Source organism: Metabacillus sp. RB-C-LZQ-3-1 (assembly GCF_058315175.1).
Genome location: NZ_JBZFLI010000017.1, coordinates 1 through 26,915 on the forward strand (window position 1 = coordinate 1; position 26,915 = coordinate 26,915).

General features: G+C 35.1%; 27 protein-coding genes, 1 tRNA gene, 1 rRNA gene and 1 riboswitch. Of the genes, 9 read left to right on the forward strand and 20 right to left on the reverse strand.

All coding sequences use genetic code 11. The features are described 5' to 3' along the window. Positions 1-74: ribosomal RNA gene (locus AC4GZ8_RS20730) — 16S ribosomal RNA — on the reverse strand; the annotation flags it as partial. A gap of 432 nt (positions 75-506) precedes the next feature. Then, positions 507-1,154, reverse strand: a complete 648-nt coding sequence (locus tag AC4GZ8_RS20735) for a hypothetical protein (RefSeq protein WP_491083815.1) — start codon at positions 1,152-1,154, stop codon at positions 507-509. Positions 1,155-1,276: 122 nt separating this feature from the next. After that, positions 1,277-1,382, forward strand: a riboswitch (TPP riboswitch). 105 nt (positions 1,383-1,487) lie between these two features. Here AC4GZ8_RS20735 and thiT point away from each other — a divergent pair. The 3 genes from thiT (at position 1,488) to AC4GZ8_RS20750 (ending at position 3,803) form a co-directional block, all read left to right on the forward strand. Then, positions 1,488-2,057, forward strand: a complete 570-nt coding sequence (gene thiT / locus AC4GZ8_RS20740; RefSeq protein ID WP_491083816.1) for an energy-coupled thiamine transporter ThiT — start codon at positions 1,488-1,490, stop codon at positions 2,055-2,057. A gap of 148 nt (positions 2,058-2,205) precedes the next feature. Continuing rightward, positions 2,206-2,388, forward strand: a complete 183-nt coding sequence (locus AC4GZ8_RS20745; RefSeq protein WP_491083817.1) for a hypothetical protein — start codon at positions 2,206-2,208, stop codon at positions 2,386-2,388. 296 nt (positions 2,389-2,684) lie between these two features. Next, positions 2,685-3,803: a gluzincin family metallopeptidase gene (locus AC4GZ8_RS20750; protein WP_491083818.1), complete on the forward strand. Its 1,119-nt coding sequence runs from the start codon at positions 2,685-2,687 to the stop codon at positions 3,801-3,803. Positions 3,804-3,815: 12 nt separating this feature from the next. Here AC4GZ8_RS20750 and AC4GZ8_RS20755 read toward each other — a convergent pair whose 3' ends face one another. Together AC4GZ8_RS20755 and AC4GZ8_RS20760 are read right to left on the reverse strand one after the other, a co-directional pair. Beyond that, entirely contained in the window at positions 3,816-4,733 is a 918-nt protein-coding gene (locus AC4GZ8_RS20755; RefSeq protein WP_491083819.1) for a DMT family transporter, read from the reverse strand. Between the two features lie 150 nt (positions 4,734-4,883). After that, positions 4,884-5,654 (reverse strand): hypothetical protein, encoded by a 771-nt coding sequence (locus AC4GZ8_RS20760; RefSeq protein WP_491083820.1) that lies wholly within the window; start codon positions 5,652-5,654, stop codon positions 4,884-4,886. A gap of 215 nt (positions 5,655-5,869) precedes the next feature. Here AC4GZ8_RS20760 and AC4GZ8_RS20765 point away from each other — a divergent pair, with 215 nt between their 5' ends. After that, entirely contained in the window at positions 5,870-7,264 is a 1,395-nt protein-coding gene (locus AC4GZ8_RS20765; protein ID WP_491083821.1) for a protoporphyrinogen oxidase, read from the forward strand. Between the two features lie 253 nt (positions 7,265-7,517). On the opposite strand, the gene AC4GZ8_RS20770 is transcribed toward AC4GZ8_RS20765, so the two are convergent. The 3 genes from AC4GZ8_RS20770 to AC4GZ8_RS20780 form a co-directional block, all read right to left on the reverse strand. Next, the gene (locus tag AC4GZ8_RS20770; protein ID WP_491083822.1) at positions 7,518-8,396 is read right to left on the reverse strand and encodes an SMP-30/gluconolactonase/LRE family protein; all 879 of its coding nucleotides are present in this window, start codon (positions 8,394-8,396) and stop codon (positions 7,518-7,520) included. 66 nt (positions 8,397-8,462) lie between these two features. Continuing rightward, the gene (locus AC4GZ8_RS20775; RefSeq protein WP_491083823.1) at positions 8,463-10,313 is read right to left on the reverse strand and encodes an ABC transporter ATP-binding protein; all 1,851 of its coding nucleotides are present in this window, start codon (positions 10,311-10,313) and stop codon (positions 8,463-8,465) included. Then, positions 10,310-12,037: an ABC transporter ATP-binding protein gene (locus AC4GZ8_RS20780; RefSeq protein ID WP_491083824.1), complete on the reverse strand. Its 1,728-nt coding sequence runs from the start codon at positions 12,035-12,037 to the stop codon at positions 10,310-10,312. Before AC4GZ8_RS20780 ends, AC4GZ8_RS20775 begins: the two co-directional genes overlap by 4 nt. Before the next feature lie 175 nt (positions 12,038-12,212). Between AC4GZ8_RS20780 and AC4GZ8_RS20785 the strand changes: the two genes are divergently transcribed. Together AC4GZ8_RS20785 and AC4GZ8_RS20790 are read left to right on the forward strand one after the other, a co-directional pair. Then, positions 12,213-12,578, forward strand: a complete 366-nt coding sequence (locus AC4GZ8_RS20785) for a DUF2188 domain-containing protein (protein ID WP_491083825.1) — start codon at positions 12,213-12,215, stop codon at positions 12,576-12,578. A gap of 104 nt (positions 12,579-12,682) precedes the next feature. Next, a tRNA-Ala gene (locus AC4GZ8_RS20790) sits at positions 12,683-12,755 on the forward strand. Positions 12,756-12,863: 108 nt separating this feature from the next. Here the strand turns inward: AC4GZ8_RS20790 and AC4GZ8_RS20795 are convergent. From AC4GZ8_RS20795 to AC4GZ8_RS20805, 3 genes are read right to left on the reverse strand one after another with little or no spacing between them, the layout of a single operon-like run. Next, positions 12,864-13,304: a hypothetical protein gene (locus tag AC4GZ8_RS20795; RefSeq protein ID WP_491083826.1), complete on the reverse strand. Its 441-nt coding sequence runs from the start codon at positions 13,302-13,304 to the stop codon at positions 12,864-12,866. Between the two features lie 11 nt (positions 13,305-13,315). Further along, a complete protein-coding gene (locus tag AC4GZ8_RS20800) occupies positions 13,316-13,858 on the reverse strand; it encodes a replication-relaxation family protein (protein WP_491083827.1) in 543 nt (180 codons plus the stop codon). After that, positions 13,839-15,119 carry an FtsK/SpoIIIE domain-containing protein gene (locus tag AC4GZ8_RS20805; RefSeq protein ID WP_491083828.1) on the reverse strand — a complete coding sequence of 427 codons (1,281 nt, stop codon included), beginning with the start codon at positions 15,117-15,119 and terminating at the stop codon, positions 13,839-13,841. Before AC4GZ8_RS20805 ends, AC4GZ8_RS20800 begins: the two co-directional genes overlap by 20 nt. Positions 15,120-15,433: 314 nt before the next feature. On the opposite strand from AC4GZ8_RS20805, the gene AC4GZ8_RS20810 reads away from it, so the two are divergent. From AC4GZ8_RS20810 to AC4GZ8_RS20820, 3 genes are all read left to right on the forward strand, one after another. Continuing rightward, positions 15,434-15,643 (forward strand): helix-turn-helix transcriptional regulator, encoded by a 210-nt coding sequence (locus AC4GZ8_RS20810; RefSeq protein ID WP_491083829.1) that lies wholly within the window; start codon positions 15,434-15,436, stop codon positions 15,641-15,643. Positions 15,644-15,648: 5 nt separating this feature from the next. Next, positions 15,649-15,870: a hypothetical protein gene (locus tag AC4GZ8_RS20815; RefSeq protein ID WP_491083830.1), complete on the forward strand. Its 222-nt coding sequence runs from the start codon at positions 15,649-15,651 to the stop codon at positions 15,868-15,870. Positions 15,871-15,963: 93 nt separating this feature from the next. After that, on the forward strand, positions 15,964-16,170 hold the full coding sequence (locus AC4GZ8_RS20820) for a hypothetical protein (RefSeq protein ID WP_491083831.1): 207 nt from the start codon (positions 15,964-15,966) through the stop codon (positions 16,168-16,170). A 29-nt stretch (positions 16,171-16,199) separates the two neighbouring features. Here AC4GZ8_RS20820 and AC4GZ8_RS20825 read toward each other — a convergent pair whose 3' ends face one another. From AC4GZ8_RS20825 to AC4GZ8_RS20870, 10 genes are all read right to left on the reverse strand, one after another. Next, complete coding sequence (locus tag AC4GZ8_RS20825) at positions 16,200-17,120, reverse strand: peptidoglycan recognition protein family protein (protein ID WP_491083832.1); 921 nt, start codon at positions 17,118-17,120, stop codon at positions 16,200-16,202. After that, positions 17,120-17,524, reverse strand: coding sequence for a phage holin family protein (locus AC4GZ8_RS20830; RefSeq protein WP_491083833.1), 405 nt, complete (start codon positions 17,522-17,524; stop codon positions 17,120-17,122). The genes AC4GZ8_RS20825 and AC4GZ8_RS20830 overlap by 1 nt, the downstream gene beginning before the upstream one ends. 35 nt (positions 17,525-17,559) lie before the next feature. Continuing rightward, complete coding sequence (locus AC4GZ8_RS20835; protein ID WP_283936336.1) at positions 17,560-17,694, reverse strand: hypothetical protein; 135 nt, start codon at positions 17,692-17,694, stop codon at positions 17,560-17,562. 24 nt (positions 17,695-17,718) lie between these two features. Continuing rightward, positions 17,719-17,901, reverse strand: coding sequence for a hypothetical protein (locus tag AC4GZ8_RS20840; protein WP_491083834.1), 183 nt, complete (start codon positions 17,899-17,901; stop codon positions 17,719-17,721). Between the two features lie 2 nt (positions 17,902-17,903). Beyond that, positions 17,904-18,056, reverse strand: coding sequence for a hypothetical protein (locus tag AC4GZ8_RS20845; RefSeq protein WP_491083835.1), 153 nt, complete (start codon positions 18,054-18,056; stop codon positions 17,904-17,906). Next, on the reverse strand, positions 18,056-20,053 hold the full coding sequence (locus tag AC4GZ8_RS20850) for a phage tail spike protein (RefSeq protein ID WP_491083911.1): 1,998 nt from the start codon (positions 20,051-20,053) through the stop codon (positions 18,056-18,058). Before AC4GZ8_RS20850 ends, AC4GZ8_RS20845 begins: the two co-directional genes overlap by 1 nt. 195 nt (positions 20,054-20,248) lie before the next feature. Then, positions 20,249-21,475: an O-antigen ligase family protein gene (locus AC4GZ8_RS20855; RefSeq protein ID WP_491083836.1), complete on the reverse strand. Its 1,227-nt coding sequence runs from the start codon at positions 21,473-21,475 to the stop codon at positions 20,249-20,251. A 103-nt stretch (positions 21,476-21,578) separates the two neighbouring features. Further along, positions 21,579-23,483 (reverse strand): glycoside hydrolase family 55 protein, encoded by a 1,905-nt coding sequence (locus AC4GZ8_RS20860; RefSeq protein ID WP_491083837.1) that lies wholly within the window; start codon positions 23,481-23,483, stop codon positions 21,579-21,581. An 11-nt stretch (positions 23,484-23,494) separates the two neighbouring features. After that, a complete protein-coding gene (locus AC4GZ8_RS20865; protein WP_491083838.1) occupies positions 23,495-24,301 on the reverse strand; it encodes a phage tail domain-containing protein in 807 nt (268 codons plus the stop codon). 1 nt (position 24,302) lies between these two features. Then, a complete protein-coding gene (locus tag AC4GZ8_RS20870) occupies positions 24,303-26,909 on the reverse strand; it encodes a phage tail protein (RefSeq protein WP_491083839.1) in 2,607 nt (868 codons plus the stop codon). Between the last annotated feature and the right edge of the window lie 6 nt (positions 26,910-26,915).

Below are 26,915 nucleotides of genomic sequence, written 5' to 3' on the forward strand. Positions count from 1 at the left end.
TAGATTCGCTCGACTTGCATGTATTAGGCACGCCGCCAGCGTTCGTCCTGAGCCAGGATCAAACTCTCCAATAAAGTGTTTGATGTAGCTCATAAAAATTTGTACTATATAGTACGTTCTTGTTAATCGAAATTAACGTTGGCACGCTTGGTTTTGTTTAGTTTTCAAAGATCACTTATCTCGTCGTTCTCTCAGAAGCGACTTTATTAATATAACACCTATTCAATAGCTTGTCAACAATTATTTTTCGTTGTTGACGTTTGGTGTTTGTCTTCTTAATCACTACCGCAGCAGCGACGTTTAATAATATATCACGATACTTTTTATACTGCAAGTGCTTTTTTGATTTTTTTAGTTTTTTTACGAATCATAGAAAAAAGGATTCAGAAATATATACCTGAACCCTTCTAATTATAATGGAACTATTCAATTTCTAAAAGACAGATCTTTGTGCTTTATGTATGCAACTCTATTCAACATGTGCGACATTCTTCTTCTATTATGTTCTACATTTTATTTATATTGATATCTTCAATAGAAAGATTGCCGTTATGATACTGATGTTCTAATAACAATATTGTTTCATATCCAGCTATATCGTCTTCACTTTGTAAAATTTTTTTTAGCATATGAAACGATTTAATTTCTGGTGGCTCATGTTTTTTGTTAATTGACTCATAAAATAATGCTGGAGCTAGCTTGATATGTTCCTTGCAATAATTCTTACACCTTTGTAAAAGATCTTCATTTACTCTATCTAGTGCATCATATATATTCATTAATTTCTGATATGCTCGATGGAGTGTACATGGATTTGGCGAGCGGTGAATCACTTCTATAAGTAATTTTTCAGCTAATTCATATTCTTTGGATTCAAAAGCCCAAGCAGCATTTCCCATTAGGAAACTGCAAACATTTCTCTTTGTTTGAACAAGGCTATCATGATGGTCAACGTCCTCTCCTTTTACTCTTCCACCAAATGACCACTTTGCACAATTACGTATAAACTTCTTTTCATATCCCTCTAAGTTATGCCAAAAATCATCAAGCTGTAATTGATGAATAATACCTCCATATCGATATCCTTTATTTGATACTTCCATTTCCCTACTGATTGTAGGTTGTTTAAAAATAAAGAGTTTTTTAATCCCCATACATTCACCTCATGGACAATTCTGGTGAATTATATGTACAACCTTATTCATTCATTACCATTTAAATATTATAGTTGTTGATTTTATCATGATCGTGTATAGTAATGACTAAAATAATACGTTTAAACCACAGGGGGAGCCTTTTAGCTGAGACTGAATGAGAGTAATCATTCTAACCCTTTGAACCTGTTAGTTAATACTAGTGTAGGGATGTGGATGATCATATAATAAGGCAATGTTTGGGACTAATGATGATCATTCCAACCATTGCTTTTTATTTTTCACAGAATGAAGGCTTCCCTTTGGTTTAATGTAAGAAGTGAGGGAATTTAGTTGCAAGGAAATCAACGTTTAGTTTTTTTAATTGAAGTTGCCATGTTAGGTGCTTTGGCCTTTTTATTAGATTTATTATCAGGAGTAGTCGGCAAATTGCCGCAAGGTGGTTCTATTTCACTTGGGATGATCCCAGTATTTATTATGGCATATCGATGGGGATTAAAAGGCGGACTACTTACTGGACTCATATTAGGTTTATTACAAGCAATATTTAACCCTTATATCGTTCACCCTGTTCAGGGATTTTTAGATTATTATTTGGCTTTTACATTAGTAGGAGCAAGTGGTGTATTCTTTAAAGCTATACAAAATTCATTAACAAACAATAATAAAAAAATGGCTATTTTATTTATTACTCTAGGTACAATTTTAGGAGGAGTACTTAGAGCAATCGCTCATGTTATTGCAGGAGTATTCTTTTTTGCATCTTTCGCACCAGAGGGTACACCTGTTTTAATCTATTCTATCGGATATAACGCATCGTATATGATTCCGACAATAGTTGTTTCAGCAATTGTTGTCTGCTTGTTACTACTAACAGCTCCACGATTGGTAAATAGGAAATAACTTTTAAACCTTGGTCAGTGACCAAGGTTTTTTTGTTGAAAAAGTGATCTTTACTTCCCTCTTATCCTTCTCAAAAAAATGATCATATTCTCCTGTTATCTAGCATCTATTAATAGAAAGACTAGATTGTTAAAACGGAGGACAGATGATGAGTATATCTTTTGCAATTATTCTACTAACTTTGTTTCTATCATTATTTCATTTTTCTTACGGATATAAAGAAGCTATTCGAATAAGCAATGAAGAAGGTCCTGTTCAAGGTTTTTCCTTAATTTTCAGCTTTCCACTAGGCTTTATATTCGCTTATCTATGTTCAATTTTTTACCTATAGTCGCTTTTTTTAGAGGATGACCAAGGGAATGATCCCATTGTGCATCCTCTTTTTCGCGTTTGAACTACGTCATTTTTTTTAGACCTTGTTCATAAATATGAACAAAAGCGCAAGCGCCTTGAACAGCCCCGAAAAGCATAAGACGCAAATGAATAGAAGACGTTCTTTGTCTTCATCATTTGTGGCTAGACCATAGAGGGGCTAGGCTCTGAAGCTGGATGCCGCACGCTTATCCATAGTACAAGAATTTTATAATTTCCTAACGATAAAAAAGATCACCTTTGTAGGAGGTCACATTGAAAACATTTATCCTGGTCTCAAAGAATATCATTTATTTTTCACTTGTCTTTTTCGTGCTCTTTGTCATATCGGTATGTGTACATTTATTTTTCAACATAAAGATATCTACTGCTTACAGTGTCATAATGGTCCTAATTTCATTTTTGTTATTTTGTTTATGTTTGTTTACTCTCATTAGACCTAAACAAAATTTCTCATTTATTAACAAGAAAGGTGTAACCCCCTCGTTTATCTTACTAACCATTAGTATGACTTTTTTATCTATTTATTTTTTATCCATTAACCTCATGATCGCAACAGAACTTGGGGAAAACTTAACAATCGAAGAAAAATATCAGTTATATATGATTCCTTTTCAGGATAAAGTCGTTACCATAGCTGATTACAAAGAGATGAAGGAAGACAAATTGGCGACCACTTACCGTCATGTAGATATTTATTATGAACCACATGAGGAAAAGTTAATCCCAATTATTGAAGACTCAATAGATAAAGCAGATGAACTCACAACATCTCTTTTAGGTGAGGTGAAAGATAATCAAATCGACTTGATCCTTCATTCTTCAACTGAGGAATTATATGAGAAAACTTCATTAATTGAAACAATGGGATATTTTGATGATCCTAATAACATTATAGGCATAGCAGTTACAGATTTATCAAACATCCTTTCAGACGAAATGCCTCAATCCTTTTATTTTCAGAGCACAATCTTACATGAATATACACATTATCGATTACAAGCATTTATTAAACAACAAGGCATCTATGTGTATAGAATCCCCTTATGGTTTCATGAAGGTGTAGCAGAATACATAGGGATGTATAATGTAGCCCATAGGTATTATCCTTTTCAAGAGATTGAATTTGAAAATCTCGATAGTCATCAGGATTGGGAAAAATATCGTTTAGAAAAGTATGATGTTTATTTACAAAGTTATTATGGAATTAAGTACCTTGTTGATCAGTATGGAGAATCTATGATCAAAACCATCATTATTGAAACAGCAAAGGAAAATGATTTTGATAAAGGTTTTTTGAAGGCAACTGGTATTACGATTGAAGATCTACAAGAGCTTTACGTCAAAGATGCGAAACAGACTTATACCGAATAAAAGCCTCCAACTTTATGATTTGGCAGGCTTCATTTCTTTTTTTAGCTTCACTTTTATTATTTGTCTCTCAAACACAAATAAGATAATACCTAGCATAATAATAATTCCGCCAATGATTTGAGGAACAATCATTTTTTCCCCTAAAAAATAATATGCCAGAATAATCGATCCTACCGGTTCAAACAGGATCATAATAGAAATCGTATTCGTACTAACCCATTTTAACGACCAATTAAAAAGCGAATGACCTAGGAGCGTTGGAATGACTGCTAATAACAGAAAATAAATCCAATCTGCCTGCGGGTAAGGCGCTAATGGATATCTTAAAACAAGGCAATACCCTAGTAATGTAACTGAGCTAATTCCATAGACAATAAATGTGTACAATGTTAAAGAATGTCTCTTCCGAATTTCTTGCCCGAATAATAGATATGCAGTTATCATCGCACATGCTGCAAGAGCTAACAAGTCTCCAAATAATGCAATACCGCTAATTTTAAAATCTCCCCAACTTATAATTACGCTACCTGTTATAGCAATTAATCCGCTGCAAATGGCCACAATGGATACTTTTTCTTTAAAAAAGAAATAAGTTCCGATAAAAGCAAACAAGGGCTGGAGAGTAACCAACACAACAGAGCTTGCCACAGATGTGTAGTGTAAGGATTCAAACCACAAGATAAAATGAAAAGCTAAAAAGACTCCTGCGATTGTTGAATACACCCATTCTTTTTTTGATAAATTTTTCAATTCACTGATATGCTTTAGAAAAAAGAACGGTGCAATAAGAACTGTCGAAAAAAACAAACGATAAAAAGCAATAACAGGTGCAGGAGCAGTTGCTAACTTCACAAAAATAGCTGAAGTCGATACCGCAATGACTCCGATAACAAGAGCTACAAACGGTAGTAATCGTCGTGATGAATCCACTGGTTTTCCCTCCATCGTATATAAAATGCCTTCAACATTTTAACACGAAATTGAGAAAAGCAGCTTGCCAATATACTCATCTTCAAATTTATTTTCTAATAAAAATGGAAGAGGATAACAACAGATCATTCGTCATCCTCTTCCATAATATTAATTGCTATGCTTTTCTTTATGTCTCATAAAAAGAAATTCTCGATTTTCTTCATCAAATGGGAATAGCTTTTGTTTTTTTGCTTCATCTTTATAATTTGTGAAGATATCCTCTAGTAATTCCTGTGTTGATTTATTTTTCACATCAATACCCAGCTTTTTAGCGGTTTGCATTGTTTTTTTATCGATTACTTCTCGGGCAATATCCTTTAAATCCTTGCCATCTGTATTAATTCCTAATTCCTTTGCCGCATTCATCACACTGACTTCAAATATCTCTTTGCTTAGATCATCTAGTGATTTCCCCTCTGTGTCGATTTTAAGCTCTTTTGCCTTCTTGATTATAAGTGTTTCTCTTATTTCATATGCGATATCTTCAATTTCTTTTCCGTCTGTTTTGATTCCCAGTTCTTTTGCTTTGTTTAAAATATGTGATTCTCTTACTTCCTTGGCAATTTCCTCAATCTTCTTTCCATCCGTTTTAATCCCTAGCTCTTTTGCTTTTTCTAAAATTTTCGCCTCATGGATTTCTCTCGCTAAAACTTCTGTATCCTTACCTTCTGTATCAATTCCTAACTCTTCTGCGCGCTTCTTAATTGTCTCTGGATTCAATTTATGTCTTTTATGGTGTTGAAACTCTTCTTTATCAATTCCCACCTCCATTAAAGTTGGTGCATCTTCAGGGATTTTTTCAGCGAATGCATGATTGGTTCCTATCAATCCTAATGTAAGTACACCGACGAACACATATGTAGCAAATTTTCTCTTCAATTTTTCTACCTCCAACTATTTGATGTTTCTAAATTGTGATCTTCATCACTTATAGTCTCCAATATTCATGAAATAATTGTTAAAAATTTGTTTCATCTTTTCGACTTTCAATTTAAAAATTATGTATCTATTGGGCATAACATATATAATGTGAAATAGATAACATGGTTACGTTTCAATAGATGTTGGTGAACTTTTAGTTAGGAGTGAAAGTAGTGAAAACGGCCCTTGTGATAGGTGGCGGAATTACCGGTCTTACTGCCATGTATTATTTACAGAAATTAAAAAAAGACCAAAACCTTGACTTACAACTTATCCTTATTGAGCAAAACAAGCAGCTAGGTGGAAAGATTTGCTCAGTAAGAACCGATGAATTTATTATGGAAACTGGTGCTGATTCGATCGTTGCACGAAACGAAGGCGTCATGCCGCTTATTAAGGATTTACAGCTAGAGAATGATATTGTTTATAATGAGACAGGTATTTCCTATATCTATACCAAAAATGAACTTAAGCCCATCCCTGCTGATTCTGTTTTCGGGATTCCTACTGGTGTGAAATCGTTATTTAGCAGCACCTTGATTTCCCCAAAAGGTAAAATTTCCGCATTAAAGGATTTTGTCACGAAGAATAAACAATTTACTAGTGAAAGTTCTGTAGGGGAATTTCTCGAAGCTTTTTTAGGGAAAGAAATAGTAGACAATCAAATCTCACCAGTCCTTTCTGGTGTCTATTCCGGTAAGCTTAATAAACTAACGATGGCTTCCACCCTTCCATATCTACTAGAATATAAAAATCAATATGGAAGTATTATTCGAGGAATGTCTAAAAATAAAGCAAAATTCCAATCATCTAGTAATAAAAAGTTTCTTTCCTTTAAAGGCGGTCTTTCCACAATCATAAATCGACTTGAAGAACAATTAGGAGATGTAACAATCCTAAAAGGAATGAAAACAAACAGTATTAAGCTCGTTCAGACCAAATATGAAGTCACATTAGAAAATAATCATACGATTTCAGCAGATTATGTTATCTTAGCAACTCCACATGATGCAGCACAAAAACTGTTAAATAATGAACAGCTTGATCATGAATTTGATAAACTTAAAAACTCATCGCTTACAAGTGTATATCTTGGGTTCGATATTCCAGATCACAAGCTCCCTGCCAATGGGACAGGCTTTATTGTTACGGAAAATAGCGATCTTCATTGCGATGCCTGTACATGGACAAGTCGGAAATGGACACATACATCTTCTAAGAGAGGGCTTCTCGTTCGCCTTTTTTATAAAAGCTCTAATCCATTCTATGAAACATTAAAAAACATGAGCGAAAACGAGATGATTCAAACAGCCTTAAAGGATATCGAAAAAAGCCTGCGAATCACAGCTCAACCCAAAACGGTTGAAGTAACTAACTGGAATAATTTAATGCCAAATTACCACCTGGAACATCATATGGCGGTTACTTCACTTAGTGAAAAAATGAGTGAACAGTTTCCAAAGGTCATTCTTGCAGGTGCTTCCTATTTCGGAGTAGGCATCGGAGCCTGTATTAAAAATGGAAAACAAACAGCAGAAAAAATTGTGAATGAAATAAGAAAAGCGTAAGCGCCTTGATCAGTCTCAGGCAAATAAGCCGCAAATGAATAGAAGACGTTCTTTGTCTTCAATTCATTTGCGGCTAGACACTATAACTAAATACAAAGTTTTATACTTTCTTATATTTGTAAAAAACTCACTAATAGACGAGCAAGTAAGGAGAACGCAAGGCTATAGTTGCCCTAATATTTCATTCTTAATGGTGCTTTATGTACTACATAAATAAAGCAGTACCATCTAGGTGGACGACACTGCTTTATTTTTATATTTTCCCTCGATATACTTGCCCCACCATGCCTTTTACCTTTGTTTTCACTTTAAACAGGCCGCCTGCTTGAGGGGACAAGGATAACTCTTCATCCGTTAACCCTTGCCTAGCTGTTGTAATATACAATTCATCTAAATTCTGTCCACCGAATGTACATGATGTAACATTCGGTGCTGGAACACGAACCTCATCCAGCTGTTTTCCAATATGGGGATCCCATCGCGTTACTCTTGAACCTCCCCAATGGGCAACCCATATCATTCCTTCTTGGTCAATTGTCATCCCATCTGGTGAACCCATTTCGTTTGGAATACGTACAGCTGTTTCTTTATAAACGATATCTCCTGTTTGTTTATCGTAAGTAAAGGTTGAAACTTCTCCTGTGGGGGTATCAATAAAATACATCAATTTTTCATCAGGACTCCATGCAAGTCCATTCGATATCGTAACAGGTGAAATCACTTTTTTTAGTTGCCCGGAAAAATCCAAACGATATAAAGATCCTTTTCCTCTCTTAGCATTTACATCCATTGTTCCGATATAGAGGCGGCCTGATGGATCACACTTACCATCATTGAACCTGTTATGAGGTAAATCCGTTTCCGGGTCCCCAATCAAGGTTAAGCTCTCAGATTGTAAGTCCAAGGCATGGATTCCATTTTGAAGGCCTACAACTAATTGGCCATTTACTGATGGTACCACTGCACCGATATATTGATCCAGCTGAAATGTGTCATTACGATGATGCTCTGGATCGTACCGATGAAGCCTTTTGCTTATAATATCGACCCAATAAAGCACATGTCCATCCCAATGTGGTCCTTCCCCTAGGATTGCCTTTTGGTCAACAACTAGTTCCGCTTGATATGCCATTTTTCTTCCTCCCCTAAAAATCCCCCTTCTTCTTCATTCCATAACATTTAGAAGATTCCTGCTTTTCTATGAAGAAACTGACTCACTTTGAGTGAATTGACTTTCGTATAAATCGGAATAAAACCCACCTGCTGCTAATAGCTCATCATGAGTACCTTTTTCAATGATATTACCTTGGTTCATCACAAGAATAAGATCTGCATCTCGTATCGTTGATAAACGGTGGGCAATGACAAAGCTTGTTCTTCCCTCTAAAAGATTCGTCATAGCTTTTTGAATTTTCATTTCCGTTCTTGTATCAACACTGCTTGTTGCTTCATCAAGCAAGAGAATTTTTGGTTTAGCAATGATGGCACGTGCAATTGTCAGTAACTGGCGTTGTCCTTGGGACAAGTTTGCTGCATCCTCGCCAAGCATTGTTTCATAACCATCAGGGAGAGTCCGAATAAATTCATCTGCATATGCATTTTTTGCCGCTTGTTCTATTTCTTCATCTGTTGCTTGTTTATTTCCATATGCAATATTTTCGCGAATCGTTCCATTAAAGAGCCAAGTATCCTGTAAAACCATCGCAAACATACTACGAACCTGCTCCTTGCTCATTTCTGTTAAACTTACACCATCAATCCTTATAGCCCCTTTGTCTAATTCATAAAACCTCATCAACAAATTCACAATGGTTGTTTTCCCTGCACCAGTTGGTCCAACAATGGCTACAGTCTGTCCTTCTTTTACGTTTAAGCTTACATCATGAATGATTGGCTGATTCTTGTCATACCCGAATTGAATATGATCGAACTCTATATTACCTCGAAGTGAAGAAACTTGAATCGATGCATCTTTATCTTCTTGTTCCTCTTCTTCATCTAATAAAGTAAAAACCCGTTCTGCTGATGCAATCGCAACTTGAATCATATTGGCAATACCTGCAGCTTGTGCCAAAGGGTGTGATATTTGCTGTGTGTATTGAATAAAAGCCTGAACATCACCGACTCGAATACTTCCGTTTAAAACAAGCAGACCACCTGAAATGGCCACAATAATAAATCCTAAGTTCCCGACAAATCCCATTAAAGGCATCATTAAGCCTGAGATGAATTGTGCTCTCCAGCTTGAATCATATAGCTGATCATTTATCTTATCAAAGATTTCAATCGACTTCTCTTCACGGCCAAACGCCTTTATAACTTGATGTCCAGTGAACATTTCTTCTATATGTCCATTAATATGACCCAGCTCTTCCTGCTGTTTAACAAAATGCTTTTGAGAAAACTTCGTCACAAAACGTGCCACTGCTAAACTTAAAGGAATCGTTACTAACACGACTAATGTTAACACCGGACTAATAACAAGCATCATAATGATAATTCCCAGTATGGAAATAACAGAGTTTATCACTTGTGTCAAAGCTTGCTGCAGCGAGTTATTAATATTATCGATATCATTCACAGCTCTACTTAATAAATCACCATGTGAGTGCTGATCAAAATATTTAAGAGGCAGACGCGATAGTTTTTCATTCACTTCCTTCCTCATTTGAGCAACCGTTCGTTGTGAAATTGACGCCATTATATATTGCTGCACATAAGAAAACATAGATGAAAAGATGTACAGACAAATAAGGAGCAATAAAATTCTAGCAATATACTCAAAATTAACGGATGTTCCTGAGCTGAAACTCTCAAATATAGAAGAAGTGGCATCACCTAATAACTTTGGACTAATGACATTAAACAAAGTTGAAAAGATCGCTGCAACCGCTACAAGGATCATTCGATATTTCCAAGGCTTTAAATAACCTAAAAGTCGTTTAAATGTCTTCTTAAAATCTTTTGGTTTCTCGGTAGCCATCATGCCATGTCCATGCGGCCTTCCACCTCCCATAGGAGATCCTCCCCGATGGTTTCTCTTACTCATGCACTCACCTCCCCATCCTGCTGAGAAGCAACAATTTCTTGATAAATTCTGTTGTTCTCCAACAGCTTAGCATGTGTTCCAATTCCTGCAATCTCACCGTCATTTAACACAATTATTTTCTCAGCATCTTTTACTGTATTCACTCGCTGTGCAACAATTAAAATCGTTGCATCCGCAGTTTCAGTTTTTAAAGCCTCCCTTAGAACACGGTCTGTTTTATAATCTAAAGCTGAGAAACTATCATCAAACAAATAAATCTGAGGCTTTCTTACGAGTGAACGTGCAATTGATAATCTTTGCTTTTGACCACCGGAAAGATTTACCCCCGCTTGCTCTAAACTGCTATGTATCCCTTTATTTCTTTTTTCTACAAAATCAATTGCTTGTGCTGTCTGTAATGCTGCATAGATTTCCGCTTCTGTTGCATTTTCTTTTCCAAAAGCTATATTTTCAGCAATCGTCCCACTAAAAAGCGTTGCTTTCTGAGGAACATAGCCTATTTTACTTCGAAGCGTACTTTGCTTCATTTTTCGTATATCCTGTCCATCAATTAAAATCTCTCCACTTTCCACATCATAAAATCGAGGTATTAACTGAAGAACAGTTGTTTTTCCCGCACCTGTACTCCCAATAATTGCCGTAGTCTCACCTGGCCTAGCCGTAAAGGAAATACTTTTTAGAACAGGCTTTTCTGCCCCTTCATAACGAAACGTCACATCTTTAAATTCAATCAAACCTTGATTTTGATGAGGAAGAGTTTCTTGGTCAGGGTCTTTTATCATTGGTTTTGTTGACAACACTTCAGTTAAACGTTTAGCAGAAACTTGAGCTCGCGGAATCATAATAAATGCCATCGATAACATAATAAGTGACATTAAGATCATCGCTGCATACTGAATAAACGCCAGTAAATTCCCTACTTGCATTTCCCCTTGATCAATCCGAATTGCCCCAAACCAAACAATCGCAATATTCGTAAAGTTCATGATGATCAGCATAATCGGAAACATTAAAGCCATCAACTTCCCGACCTTAATCCCTGTATCACGAAAATCTTCATTCGCTTGATTAAACCTTTTTCTTTCATGCTCAACTCGATTAAACGCCCGAACAACACGAACTCCTGTTAACGCTTCCCTTAAAATCAGTGTTAAACGATCTGTTTTCTTTTGCAATGCCGAAAAGAGTGGAATCGCTTTTCGAGCAACAATGAAAATAACAAGCGCCAATATAGGTAAAGCTGCTAAAAAAACAAGCGATAAAGTACTATCTCGACTCACCGCTAAAATCACACCACCAACTAACATAAGCGGGGCTCTTGTCATCATTCTCTGCATCATATTAATAACATCCTGAACTACTTTTACATCATTGGTTGTTCTAGTAATCAGTGATGCTGAACCAAACTTTTCATATTCCTCAAGAGAAAAATGCTCGATATGGACAAATAAATGCCTCCGCATATCCCGGCCAAATCCAAGTGATACCCTGGAAGCAAAATAACTAACTCCTACCATTAGGATAATCGCCATAAAGGAGCAAAATAACATCCATCCACCTGTTTGAAGAATATAAGGTACATCAGAATTCATAATTCCTACATCGACAATCTCAGCCATTAATGTTGGCAAATAAAGCTCAAAAAGAATAGCAGCTAACGAAAATACAATAACTAGAAACAGCTGTTTCCTATAAGGCTTTAAGTATTTCATCATTTCTTTCATTCGGTCACCTCATTGCACGATTTTGTTCATATGACCATTATAATATAGGAGCTATAGTTAACCTATTGAAATATTCAATATGAGTAAGATCTTTTTAAGTTTTAAAACTCTCATAAGGTGGTAAAGGACAAGTGTAGTTGATTTTTCATAAAAAAGTAGAAAGGTGTGGATTATCATGACCTGGAACAAAAATAATTATCCTGACTCTATGAAAAATCTATCTGGATCTACTAGAGCTAAGGCTATCGAAATCGCAAATGCCCTACTAGAAGAAGGCTATGAAGAAGGCAGAGCGATTAGCATCGCTATAGCAAAAGCAAAGGAATATACTGATTCAATGAATAACTCGACAAATGACTTAACATATCATTTAGTCCCACATGATGGAGAATGGGCAATAAAAAAACAAAATGCCTCTAGAGTAACAGAGGTGTTTCAAACAAAAAATGAGGCAATCGCAAAAGCAAATAATCTAGTTAGAAAAAATAATGCCAAACTGGTGATTCACAAACAGGACGGCACGATCGAAAGAGTCAGTTGAAAGCTTCAGAAAAAATAGCGGATTTCTTTAACAAAATCCGCTATTTTTTCTCTTGTCATTTTACTTGAAGGCGTGTACAATACTGCTATATTCAATTTTTATACGGGGCATTAGCTCAGCTGGGAGAGCGCTACGCTGGCAGTGTCGAGGTCAGGGGTTCGAGCCCCCTATGCTCCATATCACGAACACCTAGAGACATAACGATTCTAGGTGTTTTGATTCTTTACAGGATTACGGTAAAACCCCTACTTGTCGCCGAATTGTCGCCGAAATAGATTTTTTTAGTCAAATTGCCCCTCCTACCTCCTTCAGCACATTCAATAAAAGTGGCATAATTTGAATCAATACGTAACCTAATCCAGCATTTTGAATTGTACTCCAAGCTCTTTCAGATTTCCCTAACATAAAGAAAAAACACCCTCCAACAATGATAACAGATGCTACAGGAAAACTTAAAGCAACCATTAAATCCACAAGTGGATCCAATGCATGTGCCAATGTTTCAAGTGCTTTATCCCCTAACCACTCACTTGCCCCAACTGGGATAGCTTCTGGTTGAGCAACCACTGGCATCGATGTTGGAGTTTGAGCATGAGTAATTAATGGGAACAAAGCAAAAGGCACTAGAGACGTTGCAGCTGCTTTAATTTGTTTTCTGTCTCTCTTTTTTTTCACCTTATAATCACCCATCATAAATTCATTAAGTGTCATTGTTTGTGTTCTCATGGTGAACCCTCCTATTTAATGTCATCCCATAAATACACTTGAACATTTAAACTTTCACAAAGTGATTGAAGTTTTTTCTTTCTATACGGTGTTGTTGTTACCCACAAAAGAACAAATTGGGGATTAAATGAAGCTAACTGTTGATATCTCTTTATTTTAGTTGTGTTTTTACTCATAGTTTGCTTGTAGTCAACTTCTACAAAATGATGAACCTTATTAGATATGAATATTGAGTCTGAAATGATTGAAATTTGAGTATTGGGAATGGTTATTTTCACTTCGTTTTTCCAAGTTGATGGCCTACCGAGCGCAATATACAAATCATTTCTCATTAGGAAGTGGTTGACCATTGCAGTTTTTTTCCTGACTTTTGTTGCTCCAACTCTTTCACGACCATCTTTATTAAGGTAGTAAACGTGCTTTCTTTCATTAGTGAAAGCTGAAATATACTCTTCCATATCACTTAATACTCGATGTGCATTTCTCGGTTTTCCCAAAGCATGCATCTTTTGTATTTGTTCTCTCGTTAGATAATCACACTTCTTCAAACTCAAAAGTATTGCTTCCTCTCTCTTTACCTTCTCTATATTCAACGTTGTCACTCTCCTTTTCCTTTCGAGGTCTAATCACAACGTGTGGAGCAATCTGCTTTTTAATCTCCTTATTGCTGATATACGGTGTTTGAACAACCTGACTTTTTACATTCTTATAAATTCCGCGTCCTGGTATCAATGGAAGGTCTTCTGCTCCTGTTTGACCTAGAGCAGTATTTGAAGCTGTCGCATCATCTAATACAAAACATAAACGTGAAGGGATGTTTCTCTTAGTTTGCTGTGGAATGGATTGACTTGAAGGATACTGGGTAGCATAGATTAGATAATAGCCAGCTCCCCTTCCGCGTCTTGCAATGTCAGTTACCACTTGCATACAATTAGCATCATCCGCAATGTCAGCTGCTTCATCGATAATGATAAAGTGGCGTTCTTTTCTACCAGATTCTTTGATATCCTCATATCCTTGATCAACTATTTTTGTATACATCCTGTTCATTTCCTTCTGGATTTCTTTGAGAATATCTTTGGCGTCTGAAGGTTCCCTAGTGAAGTTTTTGGTTTGCTTTAAATCTTTAAACCTCTGAAAAGCTGATCCACCCTTCAAGTCAATTAAATGTAGATTTGTATTTTCAGGCTGTTGTAACACAAGAGATGTAACAATTAGCTTAAGGATTGCACTTTTACCGTAACCTGTTGCTCCAGCAATGATTAAATGCTTATGTTCATCAAAGTCATGTCTAACAACACCATGATGAGTTTGACCAATTGATACGGACCAAGTACCAGGTATTAAATAACTCTCATCCCAGTCATATCGATCTTGCATACCTTCGTTATAAACTTTTATTCTTAACATCCCATCAAAACTAAGTTCGATTTCCTTTCTTCTAATCTTTTTATTTTCAAGTATCCTCTTAAGTTGCTGCAGAATTGTTGTATCCAACTTAATTTTTAATAGGTCCCTCAAATCAACCTCAAAAAGTTTATGTCTAATGTTTAGGCCATCCTCTAATATGTGTTTTTCAGTCTCAATCTTCCTTCGGTCAAAACCTAACGGAATCTGATAAACATATTCAACACCACCTTGAAATTTCGTTTTTCTTTGAAGTCGAATAGTCTCACCGTTCCGTCCAGTCCATCCAGCATTGGCAAATATCTTTTGTATTTTATCTGCATCATTTGAAGTGGATCCTTTAGTCTTTAAGTATGCATAACCTGCTACACCACTCATTATGATTGTTGAGCCTATTTCGAAAATCAATTACACCACCTCCAATTTGGATATTACGTAGTAATAGTTGCTGCGATATTGCATTCGATTTTTTGATTTCCCCTTTGATACCACTAGGTTTGATTACTGCCATCTAACATTCATTACTTGCATTTGGGTTGGAATAACTAAAATGCACACAATTTCTGGTCATTGTCTGAGCATCGTATCTAGCATCGTTTTGTGCTGATGATAATGTATATGAACTTGTAGTGTAATTTCTTGCCTGTCCAGTTAAAATTATTTTTCTAAAAGTCAAAGGAATTTTAAACTTAACATTGAATGAAATATATGAGGTGTTAAAAATGACTACAAAAGTAGAGGAAGCTATAATAGAAAAAGGTTTACGAAAAGGCTGGGTAGCTGAAAAGGCGGGAATTTCCCCAGGATCACTATCGAAAATTTGTTCCGGAGAGACCAAGGATCCCAAAACAAGCGTGTCCCTTGCTATTGCAAAGGTATTAAATAAGAGTGTTGAAGAGTTATTTGGAGATTTAATTAATGATAGAAGGTAATTGAAATGCAAGTGTTAATTAAAGTTCATTATGTTATTAATGATGTAAAAACACTACGTAGGGGATTTTTTAAAATTAATGCATCTAAATTCAAACAAAACCCTGACGAAGCTGCAGCTGATGTTGCAAAACAGTGGATTAGAGAACTTAGAAAAGAATACATATATAAGATTGAAATATATAAAGTGCTCTATGATGAAGTGGACATAACTCAATTAGTCATATAAAGAAATTTACAAATAATTTACATTTAATTAAAACCCCCTAAAACCTCCTATAGTCTAATTTTCTTAGAACAAATTACATAGGGAGGTTTTTTATTGCTAGAATATTTAAAGCGTTTTTGGAATTGGTTTTGGTATTATCGGCGCGGGAAGATTAGATACCGTGTATATGATTATGGGGATACATACATGGCAACGGCATCAGACGAAAAAAGAACAGTTGTTAATTGTTATGGTAGCACGAAAGAAGAAGCAAAAAAACTTGCTAGGTGGAAATTGAAAAAATATCAAGAATTGGAATAAGCCCCTCAATTAAGAAGGGCTTTTTTGTTTTAAAACATCTTTTCAAACGTATTTTTACCAACAATCCCATCATCATCTAAACCTCTTGAAAGCTGGAATGATTTAACCTCAGCTTCACACCCTGAACCAAAGATACCATCAAAACCTTTAGGGTCAAAACCTAAACTATAAAGCATCCCTTGAATGATTCTTGTGATGTTGCCTTTTGCTCCTCTAGATACTGTTCGAATAGCAGCCTTTGTCTTAGGTCCCCAAATACCATCAACTTTTAGTCCTGCACCGAATTGTTTATTTAATTCAGTTTGTAATGCCATAAGAGCAGCCTTTTTAGTTTTAGGACCATAAATACCATCCACAACTAAATTGAACTTATATGTTTTATTCAACCAATCCTGAAACTTCTTAATGAAGCTGTTACCAGAACTAGTTGGTTTAGGTTTAGATGGAGCTTTAACAACCTCAGTTTTCACTTCTGTCTTTGGAGCTTGTACAGTAGTTGTTTTTCCTTTTAGGCGATTACGGACCATGTTCATATCGATTCCTGGACATGCAGTTGACGCTCCACTAAATTCCTTATGGCCAAGTACCTTTTCAACTGGAAGGTCAAATAGAGCCATTGCAACCTTACAACGTTCATCAAATGCTTTTTCTTGTGCTTCAGTAAAGGATCCATTACCTACAACACAAATATGATATGTTTCACTGTTATGATGTTTAATTCCATTTGTAATCACATTAGGATCATAACATAGCTGAACTGTTCCATCTCTCAGGATAATTTCATGGTAACCTCCAGTATTCCATCCTTTCGCTTTCCATGACTTCCAGAATGCAAAATAATCACCATCTGTTGTTGCTGAATGATGCCGTGCAATATTTTCAACTTTGCTTATTGCACGTTTACTATGTCCACCTGCTGTTTTATTGCGGATATCTTGAATTTTCGTCATTACTTTTCCTCCCCTTTTTTGTCATTAAAAAGAGCCAACCCTTTTTGGATCGGCTCTGGAATATTGATTCCTAACTTAATACTATTTTCACCAAGAGAAACTACTTCATTAATGATAAACATTGTTGCAACTGCATTTGGTATCACTACTCCAATGTCTAAATTTTGATAATCAAGCACTAAATACATTAGATTAGCAACTACAATCCATACCCACATCATTCCCTTTTTTACAATTCCTTTATACCCTCTCTTGCTATTTATATCTCCCCAGTTAGCAGCCATACCTGAACCAAAGTCGAGTACATTTAAGATAATTAAAACTGTTAAAAGTATTGACCATCCACCTACTAACCAAGTGAAAAATCCTACTACTGCTGCAATTCCTTCTTGTAAATATTTCATCTTCTCCACCCTTTCAAGGCAAAATAAAAAGAACCCTATAAATTAGGATTCTTAATGATTAATGTCTCTCCGATTTGAGAGTCTCTACTTATTGTTTTCCAATCGTCTGCTTTCACCACAAGAGGATAGACAACTACCAACATCATTATTAAAATCAGAATTTTTTTCATGCCTACCCTCCTTTCAATTAGGGATTATATTGTTCCTTCGCTAACCGGAGCCACTAATTTTATATCAATCTTTGAAAAAATTGTATTTCCTATCACCACTGTGTGTATTTCATTGCTGTTTAATTTTTCATTTAAACTTACAGGGTCATAACTTTCCACTTCAATTAGTAAATCTTGACCACTATGAGTTAATACGTTCAAAACCATTTTTAGTTTCCTCCCTTTAATCTTACATCCTCTATAAAAGATTGATGGTATATTATTTCTGGTTCTGAAGCTTTGATTGGTCCATTTACTTGTATAGTGACATTGGCAATGACAGGTTTACTACCAATCAATTTCTTAATTAACCACTCTCTCATTAGTAAGTACCTCCAATTCTACTTTGAATAAATAATCTCGAAATGACATTCGCATTAACACGACCTAATTTATCTGGAGTAATCGTTATTTCATGCCATTGTCCCCGATTTATTCGACCACTACTATCTACGGATAAATAAGGTATTATATTGATATCTTGTCCAGATGTAGCAGAAATAGGGACTACATTACCATCAACCTTAATCACAACAGATGTCGGCATTTCTGATAATGTATAAATTCCATGCTTAATCTGGTGAGTATGATTCGGCAACGTGATTTCATGAGAGTGATTAGGGATATCTATCTCATGTGTGTGGCTCGGTATTGTAACTGTGTGTGTATGTGCAGGAATCGTAACAGAATGCGTATGGTTTGGAATCTGAGTTGTATGTGTATGATCAGGTACAGTTACAGAATGAGCATGATTACCACTAGAAGTATCAGTGTAAACATCCGTTGGGCCACCGCGAGAAGCAATACTTACAGCACCAGAACCATCTAAATTAGAAACGGCTGAATAGATTCTTAAATCATCATCAGTATGTGGTGTATCGCCTGTATATCTAAAAACCCTGTGCCTATGGTCACCTCCAGCTGACGAAGATTGAGTAGTTCCTCCACCCGAACTTGATGTTTGAGTTGAACCTCCTCCACTAGAGCTTGTTTGAGTTGAGCCACCACCGGAACTAGATGTCTGAGTCGAACCACCCCCACTTGAGGTTGATTTAACAACCCCACCACCAGCATTTGTTGATTCTACAATTGCCCCACCTCCTTCAGTTGCTTGAGAATATGCTCTAAACTCTTCTGTTTCATAAGATAAGGACATAGTGTTCACATTCACTAAATCATCCGGCAAATAAAAACGGATAACTGCTGGATGTGAAGGATCGCAGTTATCCGAATAATCATGGGAATCAATATTAGTTGAACCCTGTGCGTATGTTTCATTGACTAGCTGCTTCTTTTCTAGATCAGTTATTGTGGTTTCTAAGGGCTCCCTAACATTACTTAGGTCAAATTTTATATCATCTGGATTACCATAGATATCTGAACGACTTATTTTCATGATTCTTAAATCTTCATATGTGTTTGTATCTTCATCTTCAACCCTCATTATCTTACCTACACCGTATTTAACAATCTGATAAGGGTCAATAAGCTCATAGTTAATACAATCAACACTTACTGTGACTTTAGGGTCTTTATAAGATTTTAACAACCCTGCAGCACTCGCTTTTAATGCATTAGCATCTTCAAATCGTCTATCAGCCCATACCTTCTTATGAAGTCCATATTTCGCAATTGATGCAGCATCTTCAACATAAGGAACACCATTATTAACCTTTTTGATGGTCAATTGATTAACTCCCTCACCATATCCCAATGGATATATACGGTTATAAAGTTCTGTCGAATCAATATCTTTATTGATACCCTTTAGATTCTTTCCAAATCTTAATGTATCAACATGTTCATCAATTGGACTAATCAGATTCAAAGTGAATGGAAAAGTGGTATCATCCCATGTCCAAAGATAAGGAACGTCAAAGGGTTTAGGAACGCTCACAATAGCATTTAATAGTGAATCTTCATTCTCCCATGCATAATGGAAATATCGTGTAAAATCAACCTTTCCAAGCCTCCAAAACACTTCGTCTTGAGTATCAATTAACGCTTGTAGCACATCTCTAGTTTTCCAGTTAGTGAATTGATGGTAACCAAAAAGGACTTCACTATGTAAAGTCCCCAGTACGTGTTCGCAAGTATATGTGATACTTCTATTACTTTCGTTTTTTACTGTTTCAATCGGCTGAACAACAAACATTCCAATACGTTTTTCGAAATCCCATAACTCAATGAAGTTTTTAGGGATGATTTCATCGTTCTTCTTGTCATTCAATGGCATTGTGAATTTACAAGTCCAAAGGTTATTTTGTTCAAGGTCATAACCTATCTTATAAGCCTTATTTAATATGGCTTTTAGGTTCATATCCCTGTCATAAACTCGAATGTGTCTTTTTCTCAAGGTATCACCTCGTTCCACTAAAAAAGACCATCTATAATTGATGGTCTTTTAAATGATTTAATTAAATATAACAGGTATTAATCCACCTAAAACAACTGAAACAACTACAAAGATACATACAATAAATAATTGTTTTTTCTCCATGTTTCTCCTTTCTGATTAAGCAGATTTCTTTAATGGTAAATTGCTATTGGTGTTTTCTTTACTTAATTCTTTTTTATATTGAGTTGCAATAACATAAGTCAAAGCTACGAAGATAATTAAATCATTATCATATCCCACATACTGTGAAATAATTATTGCGAAAAATGAAGCATATAAACTCCATGAAAGTTGTTTTGGTAAGTTTTTATTTAAACAAATATAAAAACCTATTAAAAACAAACAATATGATATTAAACCTACAATACCCAAATCTAAATAAGAGTTTAAGAAAATATTATGAATATATAATTCTCCAAAATACTCAGTTGAATAAAGAGGTAAAACCCTTGAAGCTGCATAAATACCTTCTCCAAAGATACTAAATTGACCTAAATTTTCAAGGATTGTTTCATACATAACAAAACGAGAATATAAACCATCCGTATTTGTCATTGTTATATGCAAGAAATTATCATAGATATACATATAACCTTTGTACAAAACATAAGGAGAAATTAATATAACAAAATATTTATATATTTTTTTGCTTCTGAAAACTTTAAATAAAAAGAATATAGTAACAGCGACAACAAAACTGACTAATGCAGTTCTACTGAATGTCATTAAAGTGCAAAAAACAAGGAGACCAAACATTAACTTATCTATAAATTTCTTTCTTGTATTTAAACGATAAAGAACAACAGGAAGAGAAACTAATAATATCTTTGTTGCCCAAATGTTTTTCGATTCATTCCCAAACCAAATAAATGTTTGAGTTATTTGGAATGCTTCGTTTGATGAACTGATACCACTTAAAAATAATTGTAAACTGTTTGTTTGAATTAAAGCGACAATAACCTGAATTGTTGATAAGAACAAACAAAAATAAACAGTTTTAAATATTTTTTCGAAATTCATTTTATAAACAGATGAACAAATGAAAAACGTAATAATGAAAACTAAGTTTAAAGGTAGTTTCAAATAAAGATTTAAACCATTTATATTTTTCTCACCAAACATAATAATAGTAATGCCATAAATCAAAAATATTAATAATCCAACTAAAGTTAATTTTGTTCCTTTAAGAACCTTAAAAGTTTTAATATGACTATTCATCATTATGAAAATCCATCCTAACACAATATATAAAGCGAAAAAGGCTACATAAATAGCGTTAGGAAGGAATATTGAAAAAATAGACATACAAAATATAAAATTTAATATTTTTCTAAAATTGACCACGATTTTTCTCCTTATAGAAAACTGTTACTAGTATACCATAATTTTATATTTGAAGATATACAAAGTGGTTCTTTAATAACTTCAATTTTAATTGATTTATTTTTTATGCCTGTATTAACCCGTATCCTTTCCAAACTCCACTAGACACATAAACCCAACCTTCATATCCTCCTGCTGCTGGTGCAGTATTGATGACTCTTTCTCCAGTAGAGAATGTACCTTCTGTTGGAACAGAATTACTTGTTAGGTGATAAGCTGTTTTTTGGGAAAATATTCGCAGACTGTCTATATATAGATAAACATTAGGATTTTGGTCTTTTGCGATTTGGATTGTATCTAATTCATAACCTGAAGGAACTAAATACCAAAGCATATATCTTTTAAATCCATTAGCGAAGTTTTGAACATTAAACGATCTTGTATTTGTGGCAGATTGTATAACTGTTGCGGGAGATAAAACTCCATTTTTATCCCTTAGAATAACTTTAAGACATCCCGAAGTGAAGTTTGTACCTTTAAGGATAATATCAATCAAAACTCTTTCGTTTTGGTCAATAGTATCGCAAACTTCTTCTACTTTGAAAATATTCCAAACACCTGCAACATTCTGCATTTCAACAGAATTACTACCTGTTACTTTTTCAGTGCTATTCAATGAAAGAATTAAGTTTGCACCTGTTTTCCTAGCTGAAATAAATCCTTTTTTGAAAAATGGATTTAATGTAACTTCATTTAAATATGTCTTTGGTGTATAGTAGGTTTCATCACTTCTACTGTAAATAGCATCATAATAAGCTGGAAAACTGTTTTTAATATCAACTTCTAAGTTTCCATCTCCACTTTGGATATTAACAAAAGGAACTATATTTGAAGTTGCATCTTGAACACACTTATCCAATTCAAGTTTTCTACGAGTATTTCGAGTTGTTGTGAGATTAACATTGATTGGATAAACAGTCGTATTGGATAAATGCGCAAATTCATTATTAGTAAATCTAACACTAGAAAAGTCTAATAATTGAAGTATCGGAGAATTAGTCCACTCATAATGACATGAATTAAAATAAAAGTGTCCTGAATTAGCTCCCATTATAACTCCAGGCGCAGAAGCGAAAATGCAATTATGAAAGTGAACATCAAGAGCGTTATCTAACTCAATACTTTTTGTTGAGTTTGCGAATTGAGAATCAAATACATGTATTACTTGCATATCAATTCCAGCACCTGAACCACCTAAACCATCACTTAATTTAAACCTTGCTCCTAATCCTGATAGCGCAGAATCGAAATTTCTTATAAAAAGTTCTGAACCGCCAGCATATTCAGAAGCTACCGCAAATCTTATTGTGTAAATATCTCTGACAAAAATCCTTCCAAAGTTTCTAAATCGAAACGCTCTACCTAGATTATCGTCGGAAGAAAATGTAAATTCTTTTAATTCCACATCTTGTATTCTATCAGCATAAGTTGTTGCTGGGACAACTGTAGAACCAAAATCAAATACAGTGAAATCTCCATTCGCCTTTTTTATTGTTGTTGATTTTGCTGAACCTTTTATACAAACATTTGCTTTTCCTGCTTTTTTGATATTAATTGTACTTGATACAAGATAAGTACCAGGAGGGAAATATAAAGTACCTCCTGTAGGTAAAATAGAATCAACTGCTTCTTGAATTGCTGCAGTATCATCTGTGATACCATCTCCAACAGCCCCATAAGTTATTACACTTATGAAATATTGCTGTTTATCAATCCTGTCTTTCAGTGAATCAGCAACAATACCTTGTATATCTGTTCTCGCTTGGTCAGCTGCAGGAGAAGAATCACCTTCAATTACCATAGTATTTAATTGTGTCTGTGTGTTTTCCGAATTGGTTAAGGCAGTATTAGCAGCAGATAAAGCAGTTTGACTATCTGTTTCAGCTTGATTTGCTTGTTCAATCGCACTATTTAATTTATCTGTACCTTCTCTTAAAACATCTTCATATTTTATTAATTCTGTTGGCATATCCTCACCACCTACATGTATTTATCTCTGAATAAGCATTCAAAGGTAAGATTTAAGCCAGTTCCTGAAATAGTGATTTGATTTTCTCCATTTATAAATTCAATCCAATCACCTGAAAAGTACTTCAATCCATTAATGCCATTTCGAATGACTGTATAGTTATCACCATCAACAATCCAATTAGTATTCTTAAAAGAACCTAACGAAAAAGATTGTCCATTAGAAGATATTGATACGTTTGTTCCTGAACCATTTATCTTGAAAATAGGTCTTAACGAATCTCCTGTCACAGTTTCAATAATTTTCGCAGGATATATAACTGAGTGAGTTTTTCCGCCAGTGTTCCCATATGTGTAGGCGATAGAATTAAAATCTATAACTGTACTACCCCATGTCACTTCATCATTCATAACAACCGAATAAGCAAAAGGGTCAAATGCCGTTAATGGCAAAACAAAACGCCCCCTATAGACAAGCCTTTCTAAAGGCAAGTTTCCACTATAGCGAGCGTTGTAATATTTATCAGGTTCATAATCAAATAACAGTTTGAAGGTCTTAGGGTTTCCGTATTCATCAAGGATAGCCCTCTTAAACCTTCTTACAACTAACGATATATCAATGTTAGAATCAACGTTCTGAATCACCATAGGAAGTTCAAAATCTCTAACACCCATATCAGCCCCATAATCATAAGCACCAGCCATACCAGGAATAGAAATTGTATAATCCCTTGTAGAAGGTAAAGCAGGGTGTTCATGGTCTAATTCACATCTAATGTTGTATTCAGAAATTGGAACATCATCTATTTTTATACTCATGTCACAACCTCCTTCTATTTCCTATAAGTCTTTGATTCATCAATTCACTTTGAATATCAACTGTTTCTTCAGCTATTACTCTATTATTCAAAGGAATTTGTAATTGTATTTTAGGTAGGTTTTCAAGGATGCTTAACACACCATTTTCGCCAGTGTTAGTGTTCCTTGATACCTTCGCATCATTGTTAATACCAACCGAAGAAAATGTAGGAACTAGCCCTGATAAATCAGGCATACTAGGCATCATCCAAGAAGTGATTTCTTTAACTTTATTTATAATCGGAGACTCTTCACGATCCCATCCGATTTGAAAACCTTTAGACATGTTTCCTACAACAAAATCCCTCATCCAACGTGATGGTGAATGAATTTCAAGAGGTGCTGTGATAGCTGATTGTATGTCTTCAACAATCCCTCCTACAGTATCCATAACAGCTCCTACCATTGACCCAATCCCATCAATCAAACCTTGAATAATATTTGCTCCAATTTCATATAAATCAATTCCTTCAAAGAATCCAACAATATTTTCCCATATTGTTTGAGCTGTATTTTTTATTTCTTCCCAAGCGCCTTCCCAATCTCCATTCAATAGTTTCATAGTTGTTGAAATGACACCAAGAACTAATGAAATTGCTGTTGATACAATAGATTGTATTAGTGCCCAAGCCACTTTAACTATTCCAGAAATAATTGGCCAAACTACTTGGAAAATACCTTTTATTAACTCCATACCTCCCTTTATAAGGGTTGAAGTAGTATTCATAAATGCTCTTACAAATGTCATAATTTCTGTTCCGTTATCTTTCCAAAAACCAACGAATTGGTCTAGTATAGACTTTCCAAAACTAACAATTGAATTGAAAATTGGCTTTAAAATTGAATTAAAAATAAAATTCCAAACTGTTTGTGTAGTAGATAAGATTAAATCCCAAGCACTTAGAACCATATCCTTAAACCAGCTAGTGTTATTCCACAGGTACATGATTGCTGCTACCAAAGCCACTAATGAACTAGCTACTATCAAAACAGTCGAGCTCATTGCAGCTAAACCAGTAATCAATGGTCCGATAATAACCCATAAAGCAGACCATGCAGCTTGAAACCCAGCAATTAAACCGATTCCTATTGCTAATGGGGATAATATCAATGTTAGTAGTGGAATAAGCATCAAAATACCTTGGATAATCAATGCTAATGTTGGATGTGCTTCATTAAATTTAACGACCATCTCACCTATAAGAGTAAGAAAATTAACAAGGGGTACCGACACCAAAGTAAAAGCTTCCACCATCGGCTTAAAGGCTTCAGCCCATACTTGTTTTAATGGTTCTAGTGCAAGTCCAAGTGGCGTAAGCGAATCTTGTAACTCTTTCACTTTTTTATCTGTTGCAGCTTTTAGTCCTTCTAATTCAGTTGTAGCTTGTTCTCTAGCTAATGCCATTTTTTCTTTCCAAAGAGCAACGTACTTATCTAATTGAGGACCAGTCATTTTAGCAATAGTTGCTACTTCACCAGCTGCTTGTGGCCCCATATCAGCTAAATATTGCGCAAACTCTTCTCCTGCATGTTCTGCGATATCTGCCAAGTTATCTTTCCAGTTTCTTAATTCGTTCACTTGTTCTTGGAGGTTTTTGGTTAGCGCTTTGCTACTAACTGATTTAAGTTGTATATCCTCAAATAGATTCCAAGCATTTGCTATTTCATTTGTTCTTTTGTCCAATTCTTCAGCATAATGAGCCAACGCTTCTGCTTGTTTTTGATAAACTTCGCTTGGGTCAGGTCCTTTCGCTACTTTGAAAAGAGATGTATATAAAATTGCAGATGCTGTTGCAGCACCTAAGGCCACAGCTTGGAATCTCATTAATCCCTGATTAATCATCATTTGCATGTCTCTAAGTTGTTTCATGTTGGCGTTAGGGCCTAATAATTTCAATGCCAAAACAGCAGCATTTCCGTTGTTTGCGATTTTGTTCATCGTATCTGCAACGGCTAACCCTGCTTTGTTTACTTTATATATAGGATTCTGCATCCTATCATAGTTGTCACTGATTCTTTGGGCTTGTGTGGTCATATTCATCATTGTTCCAGCAGTTTGAATGATTGAGGCCCCGAGCATTTTATTTGCTTTAATCATTTCATCATTTGCTTTTTTATATTCAGCACCAAGTTGTTTAACATCACCCATGAATTGTTTGGTAGTCCCCGAATACTTTCCCATAGATTGAGCTAATTCGAACATACCTTTACGAGTATGAACCATTTGTTTTTGAAAAGGCATCATAGCTTTCATATTAGTGATTTTCATTTGAAGTTCCATGATTTCTAATTCGTTGTTCAATGCTCTGTATTCTTTATATTCAGGTGTATCGTATAAGCTTCTTTTTAACTTTTCATGTTCAGACCTGACACCCTTTAAAGAATCTTGCATTGCATCGCTAAATGTCGAGAAGGCTTTCGCTCTTGCTTTACCTTGACTAGCAACAGCGTCGCTTATTTTCTCCATGTCTTTAGCTGAACTAGTAACATTCTTGCTAATTGTTTTTAAACCTTCCTGAATGCCCTTTTGGTCAATGCTAGTATCAATGACTATTTTTCCATCAGCCATGTATTA